At 57.3% G+C, this 6,769-nt stretch carries 6 protein-coding genes and 1 pseudogene; 2 read left to right on the forward strand and 5 right to left on the reverse strand.

Features of this window, described 5'->3' with window-relative positions:
• Positions 1–184, reverse strand: a pseudogene (locus DBR12_RS23290) (hypothetical protein); the annotation flags it as partial.
• A gap of 70 nt (positions 185–254) precedes the next feature.
• Between DBR12_RS23290 and DBR12_RS20325 the strand changes: the two are divergent.
• Positions 255–1,004, forward strand: coding sequence for a metallophosphoesterase (locus DBR12_RS20325; RefSeq protein ID WP_108618892.1), 750 nt, complete (start codon positions 255–257; stop codon positions 1,002–1,004).
• 347 nt (positions 1,005–1,351) lie between these two features.
• On the opposite strand, the gene DBR12_RS23295 is transcribed toward DBR12_RS20325, so the two are convergent.
• The 4 genes from DBR12_RS23295 to DBR12_RS20345 form a co-directional block, all read right to left on the reverse strand.
• Positions 1,352–1,666, reverse strand: a complete 315-nt coding sequence (locus DBR12_RS23295) for an exonuclease domain-containing protein (protein WP_233244975.1) — start codon at positions 1,664–1,666, stop codon at positions 1,352–1,354.
• 332 nt (positions 1,667–1,998) lie between these two features.
• Positions 1,999–2,574, reverse strand: coding sequence for a hypothetical protein (locus DBR12_RS20335; RefSeq protein ID WP_108618888.1), 576 nt, complete (start codon positions 2,572–2,574; stop codon positions 1,999–2,001).
• Positions 2,574–3,326, reverse strand: a complete 753-nt coding sequence (locus DBR12_RS20340) for a hypothetical protein (RefSeq protein WP_146185587.1) — start codon at positions 3,324–3,326, stop codon at positions 2,574–2,576. The genes DBR12_RS20335 and DBR12_RS20340 overlap by 1 nt, the downstream gene beginning before the upstream one ends.
• Before the next feature lie 74 nt (positions 3,327–3,400).
• Positions 3,401–4,477 carry an AP2/ERF family transcription factor gene (locus DBR12_RS20345; protein WP_108618890.1) on the reverse strand — a complete coding sequence of 359 codons (1,077 nt, stop codon included), beginning with the start codon at positions 4,475–4,477 and terminating at the stop codon, positions 3,401–3,403.
• A gap of 245 nt (positions 4,478–4,722) precedes the next feature.
• Between DBR12_RS20345 and DBR12_RS20350 the strand changes: the two genes are divergently transcribed.
• On the forward strand, positions 4,723–6,769 hold a 2,047-nt coding region (locus tag DBR12_RS20350; protein WP_108618891.1), incomplete at its 3' end, for a type VI secretion system Vgr family protein.

Below are 6,769 nucleotides of genomic sequence, written 5' to 3' on the forward strand. Positions count from 1 at the left end.
TCGCTTCGAACGCCGGATCGACATTCATGTCGCGCTGCTTTCTCTGGCTTGCTGCGTCATCTGCATTCGCCATCTCGCACCGTTTTGTTAGCCGCTCTAACACCCGGTGCGCATAAACATGGATCCAGAGGATCCTTGCGTTGCGGTGAGGACCAACGCCAATGGGACAGTGGAGCGAGGTCATCTGACCGAAGACGGTCAGTTTGTGTCAACCGATGGGGTTGGCTTTCGCGCTGGTTAAAGGGAAGCAGGCAATGAAACTCTATGTGCTATCGGATCTGCATGCGGAGCACACCGCGTTCACACCAGATCCAGAAGCTCTGGAGGCCTGTGACTTGTTGATCCTTGCTGGTGACATCCACGACGGCGAGTTCGTTCCGACCTGGGCGCGCAACAAGTTTGGTGAGGACAAGCCGATTCTCTGGGTGGCCGGCAACCATGAGTTTTACGACCACCACTGGGAACGCTCTCTGGATGACATGCGCAACGCGGCGCAGCAGCGAGGCATTCACTTCCTGGAGAACAGCAAGATCACGATTGGCGGCGTGGACTTCCTCGGGACAACACTCTGGACCGATTTCGAGCTATTGGGACGAAAAAGCGAGTCAATTACCAATGCCAGCCGTTACGTCGCCGACTACAAGGCGATCGCCGGTTGCAACCCTTTCAAGACCATCGAGCGTCACCGGGTCAGCCGTGCATGGCTCGCGCAGCAACTGGCTACCGAATCGCCAAGGCCTCGCGTGGTTGTAACCCATCACTACCCGAGTCCTTTCTCGACGGATCCGCGGTACGCCAATGAGCCTGCCAGTGCGGCTTTTGGGTCGGACCTTCCACCCGAATTCTTCAAGAGTGTGAATCTGTGGATCCATGGGCACACCCACACGTCGTTTGACTACGAGACCCATGGGTGTCGGGTAGTTTGCAACCCGCGTGGTTACCTGCAGCGCGACGGAAGTTTCGAGAATCCGCGCTTCAACCCTGGTTTGCTCTTATGCCTTTGAACAAGTGATGCGATTTGTACCCCCTTGGTCGCTGCTGCTAGTGAGAAGTCTCTTGCTATCTGCGATGTGTGCGGTGCTCCAGGCGAACCTGTCCTTGAGCTTTGGCATCGCACCCGGTGCGAGCAGCATCGGAGTACTCGACCGTGGTGGCTAACCTCTCTGATTTGACGGCACGAGCGTGTCTTGAGGGCCCTTGCTCGGAAGGTGTCGCAACAGTTTGGCGATGTTCTTGGCATTGTCCAAGCCGCGGTGATGCGCACCCTCCAGCGCGCAGCCGACCATCTGCAGCGCCCTGGCCATTCCAACTTCCTTGATCTTGCGGCCCTTGGCGAAACGGCGCTTGAGGTTTACGTGCTCGAAACCGGCAAGAGGATGCTCGATGCTGTGCCGTTCGCAATCGCGTGCGAGCTGATTGGCATCGAACTGCCCCAGCTGCCCCATACGGTGGGATCAGACTGAAAGCGCTGCGCGAAACCGGCTACCTTTGCTGCAGCGATTGGAAACGGCTCAGCACTATCGACATCAGACTGGTTGATGCCGGCGAGCTGCTTAAAGAACGCGGTGAGTTGTGCGTGCACCACTGGTCGCACCAGCGCCTGGAAGGTTTCAACCACATAGCTATCGGCCCTCGCCCACACCGCGCCGATTTCAATGATTTCCATCTCGCTGGACGGCAGGCGATCACCTTCGTCGCAGGTCGCTTTGACGTCGATGACGAGGATACATAGCTCCTATGTGGAGGAGACGGTCACTGCGAGAGTCCATGACCCAACTATAGGTGAGAGCGTCGGTTGACGCCGGGTCAACCCATCTTGCATGCCGACACATACTTGAACTTGCGACACACGACGGCGCAATTTAACTTCGCTTACATGGCATGCCATGGGAGCCACCGCCAGATTCAAAGAGGAAGATGCTGCACAAGGCATCAGCCCTCGATTCACAGGCCATTGATGACGATGCAAATCGCTGCGTTTGAGCATTCGGAGCCACATCAATCTACGCTACGCCGCTCCACAACAGCACCGGTTTCAATCGCGATGCTGGCTCTCTCGGTGAAGAACTGAAACACCACCAAGGTGCCCGGCACGTTTGCGCCCGTAGGCATCGTCTCTGGAGAGTAGATGATGCGGTAGTTCATCCACCCGCAGCGACCATTCAAACGCGCAGCACAGAAGGCGGCGTATACCTCTTGTTTGTCGTTGTTCTCGCCTGATTTCGCTCGGTGCTGAATGTCCAAACGCAGCGCCTGCGCTTCGTTCAGGACCAAGCGACTGATCAGGAGACCGCAGGCCACACTGGCGAAGTAGGTGCCGATGAGAATGGCCGACACCGTGTGTTTTCTCAATGTGGGGGAAATGCCTTGACGCTTGACCAGCCCGGTGACGAGCGCCACCACAGTCCACAGCAACGCAAGCACCGACACCACCAGTCCGGCCAAAGGCGCTTGCAAAAGCAAATCAAACCCTACAGCAAAGAGCAGCAACAGCGCTGCTAGAAGCCACACCACTTTGGAACCACGGTGTCCGTTTTCGTCGCGCGCGACGGCTGCAGCCACTACCACCTTCATCACCGCGAGAACTTATGTGTTAACGCCGCCTCACAGGCGGCTTGTGGCGTTAAGCCCAGCTGGTGATACGAGTTGCCGAGTTGCCCCCACTTCTCGGTGAACTCTGGATTGCTAGAGCCTGCCTTCCCCAGAACTGCCTCTGCTCCGGGAATGTTCATGCGCGCTTGCTGCAAGATCTGCTTTCCCGCAATGGCCATGGCTTGCGATCCGGGGAAGACGTCCCAAAATCCCTCTGCTGCCATCGCAAAGCGCTCTGCAGCGGCCAGATTGTTGTCGTAGCTGTCCAGACCATCCTCACGTCGTGCGGCCAGCCACAACCCAGGAGTTTGGTATTCATTGCGGTTTGAAAGCGCGGCGCGTAGCCAGTCCTTCACGCTGTCATCTGTATCGGCGATGCGCTTGAGGCTGGGCTCATTGCCCCAGTGGGGCCGCACATCGGCAGTGGGGGACAGCCCCACGTCGTTCTTAGGCTTTGCCTTCGTGGTTTTAGTATCTGGTTCTGATGGGATATTCCTAGCAGGCGCAGGATGTCGCTTCAGAAGCCGTCGCGACTCGTCGTCGTTGGAGTGAGTGCCCAAAAGCACTGGCGCCTGCCCCTTTCCAATGAAGCTATGAGAGGGCCGATTCAAACGAATCTTGGAAAATTCTCCGGCCGCGTCGTGCTCAGACGTGCCAAGAGGGCCAGGGCGAAGGTACTCCGTCATATCTCTTTCTTGCTCGCTCAGTGCGAGCTGCTTTTGCAGCGACAGCATGAAACCGCAGCCATGCCACTCTTGCAGGGGCTGCAACTCGCGCACAGAGCGCTAAAACATGGCATACGGTTTAACTACTTTGGGTTGGAGTGTTTCGCGGGTGGTGTGCATTGCCACTGCTGGCAACACTCTAAGGCGCGCCGATACGCTCCATCTTCTCCATACAGCGACACGCTAAAGGTGGCGGTACGCTGATGACCGTCATCGGGAAAGCGGTAAATCACTTGCCAATACGCCAGAGCGCCGCCATGGGAACGAGAGCGCTGAATTTTGCGTTGCACGCTGCAGATTGGTTTTCTGCTGCCATTGGGCTTCTTGCGCGAGACCCCTTTGATGGGTTTGGTAGGTGGCGCCTCCTTCCACCTCGCGTGCTGGTCAAGCGCCAGCTGCCTGGCAACTCGTTCCCCGAACCGCGCAATGGAGTAGGTGCGCCGCAGAATGGTTTTGTCGGGCCAACGGTACTCAGCGGCCCACATTGGGCTCTCTAACAAGCTACCGTCAGGGCGCCGCCTTTTGTACATAAAGCGGAACACCCCAGGCACGTCACTACTGGTTCGGGAAGCAGGTGCGACGAAATCCGAAGTCCGCGGAACCACTACATCCGTCACAACGCGATGCGGTGCCAAGGCGACCAATACGGGATCGCACTTCGCCCGGATGGTTTTTTGGTCCACCACCATATTGAGCATCTGTAAGCGTGCCTGTTTTGCCAACTCGAACGCTTGTTCGTAGCCAAACTTCTTGACGCAAAACGTTTGTGAAACCGAGCCTTGCTCGGGCAAGCGGATGTCGGCTACCCACCTATTTGGCGTTCGTGATAGATCCAGTCTCACCCCTGGCACGCCCGAGTGGCTGTTCCTTCGAAGAATCACATGGTTCTCGCGTCGACTCACCATGGCGTGTTCGCTTACCAACTTGTCGCGGTAGGCGAGCGCCGCCTGCAACGCAGCCTCGTTGCTTCCATAGCGCCTTACTGAGAACGTCCTGGCGTACGAACGTCCGCGACGCACTAGGCTGACGCGCCAAGCCACCGAGCCCACCTTGGACACTTGTCTGTAGATGCCATACAGCTTGGGCTCCGTTGGCGAAGAAATTGGCGTCGCCAAATGCTGCTCTGCGGCTGAATAGTCAGGGGTGGTCGGCTTGTTCACGTGTGCAAATCGACGATAGATCCAGGCGGAATTGAGGAAACCAGACTCTTGGGCGCGCAAGGATACAAAAAGCCTGTGCACTCACCAAGACGCTTGATGACTCATTTCAAACTGTTTCCATCAGTTGCAAAAAACGACTTCTTTCTAACAACTTGGCCCGGGGGCACGACGCCCCCCGCTGCTAGCATCCGGCGGCCCCGTGGCATGGACTCGTTCTTGCCTGTCCCACTGATTCCCGCCGACCCATGAGCCAACGCCGCACCAAAATCAATACGCCGCTGGGCGACACCCTGCAACTGCGCCAACTCCATGGCACGGAAGAAATCAGCAAGCTGTTTGCGTTCAATGTTCAGGTGATCAGCGACTCCAAGAGCGTGGACCCGAAGGCGCTGCTCGGAAAGTCGGCTTCCATTGAGGTAGAGACCGATGGCGGAGGCAAGCGGTACTTGCACGGTGTTGTCAGCCGCTTTGGTATGCGGGGTCAAGACGCCTCCAAGTTCAGCTACTTTTTGGAGATGCGCCCCTGGCTGTGGCTGGCCACACGCAAGAGCGACTTCAAGATATTCCAGAACATGACCGTGCCAGACATCATTCGTGATGTGCTCGCGAAGTACGGTGAGCCGATGGAGTTCAAGCTCACCAAAGCCTATCCTCCCGTGGAGTACCTTGTTCAATACGCTGAGAGCGACTGCAATCTGGTGTGCCGCCTGGCAGAAGACCTCGGTATCTACTTCCACTTCAAGCATTCGAGCGGCAGCCACACACTCGTTTTTTGCGATGACACCATTGGCTCCCATGAGCCCATGGACGGGGGCGGGCTGCCGTTCTATCCGCCAGAAAAAGCGGCCCACGCCAAAGAAGAAAGCCTTGATGACTGGGACTTCACGCAAGGGTTGCAATCGGGCCGGGTACTGACGGACGATTTTGACTTTAAAAAGCCGCGCGCCGATCTGTCTACCATGCGCAAGATGCCCCCAGGGCATGCCAACGACGCGTTTGAAATCTACGAGTTTCCGGGTCAGTACACCGAATACGCGGATGGAGAGCACTACGCCAAGGTGCGCGTAGAAGAGCACATAGCTATGCACGAGCGCATCGCAGCGCAAGGCAACGCAAGAAACCTGGTGGGCGCCACCGGCTGCTTCATGACCTTGCGCAACTACCCGCGTAGCGACCAGAACGTTCAGTACCTGCTCACCTCGGTGACGTACCACTTCACTGAAAACGTGCAGGTCAGCGACGCAAGCAAAGGATCCACACAGCGCTTTGCCATAGAAGCATTGCCCACAAGCAGGACTTACAGACCCGCGCGCATAACGCCTAAGCCACGCACGCAGGGCTTGCAGACTGCGTGGGTTGTAGGCCCCCCCGGGGAAGAGATCTATTGCGACAAATTTGGCCGCGTGAAGGTGCAGTTCCACTGGGACCGTATTGGCGCCATGGATGAAAAATCCAGCTGCTGGATGCGCTTTTCCAGCAGCTGGGCGGGGTCAAACTTCGGTGCCATTGCGATTCCACGAATCGGCATGGAAGTGCTGGTGGACCACATCGACGCTAATCCAGATCGCCCCATCATCGTCGGCGTGGTCTACAACGCCGACAACATGCCCCCGTGGCAATTGCCAGGCAACCAAACCCAAACCGGCATCAAAACCCGCTCCAGCAAAGGCGGAGCTTCTGGCCCAGGACTCAAGAACGGCCCGGGCGATGCCAACGTTCTGCGCTTTGAAGACAAGGCAGGGCAAGAGCAGTTGTGGATTCACGCGCAAAAAGACCAACTCACCGAAGTCGAGAACGACGAAGACAAATGGGTGGGTAACGACCGGCGCAAGACGGTTGATCGGGATGAGACCAACACCATCCATCGTGACCGTACCGAGACTGTAGATCGCAACGAAAAGATCACGGTGCATGGCTGGCGCACTGAGGAGGTAGATGGCGACGAAACCATCACCATTCACAGCAACCGGACTGAGCGGGTGGACCACAACGAGAGCGTTGACATCGGCGACAACCAGACTTTCAAGATCGGCATCAACCGCACCAAGACGGTGGGCAAGAACGAGAAGGACAAGATCGGCAATAACTGGTCCATCAAGGTGGGCAAGTTCAAGACAGAGACCATCGGCATCGCCTACCTGCAGAACGTGGGCGTGGGCCGGATGGAAAACGTGGGCGTGGCCTACAACCTGAACGTGGGCGCCATGATGGCCACGCTGGTGGGTAAGACCCAGAGCACCAAGGTGGGCAGCGAAAAGAGCACCACGGTGGGAACCAAGTACACGCTAACTG

The sequence above is a fragment of the Acidovorax sp. HMWF029 genome (assembly GCF_003060895.1).
Classification (GTDB): domain Bacteria; phylum Pseudomonadota; class Gammaproteobacteria; order Burkholderiales; family Burkholderiaceae_C; genus Acidovorax.

Coding starts and splice junctions, on each gene's coding strand:
- DBR12_RS20325 (WP_108618892.1), top strand. CDS start 255: ATGAAACTCTATGTGCTATCGGATCTGCATGCGGAGCACACCGCGTTC.
- DBR12_RS23295 (WP_233244975.1), bottom strand. CDS start 1,666: ATGGAAATCATTGAAATCGGCGCGGTGTGGGCGAGGGCCGATAGCTAT.
- DBR12_RS20335 (WP_108618888.1), bottom strand. CDS start 2,574: ATGAAGGTGGTAGTGGCTGCAGCCGTCGCGCGCGACGAAAACGGACAC.
- DBR12_RS20340 (WP_146185587.1), bottom strand. CDS start 3,326: ATGCTGTCGCTGCAAAAGCAGCTCGCACTGAGCGAGCAAGAAAGAGAT.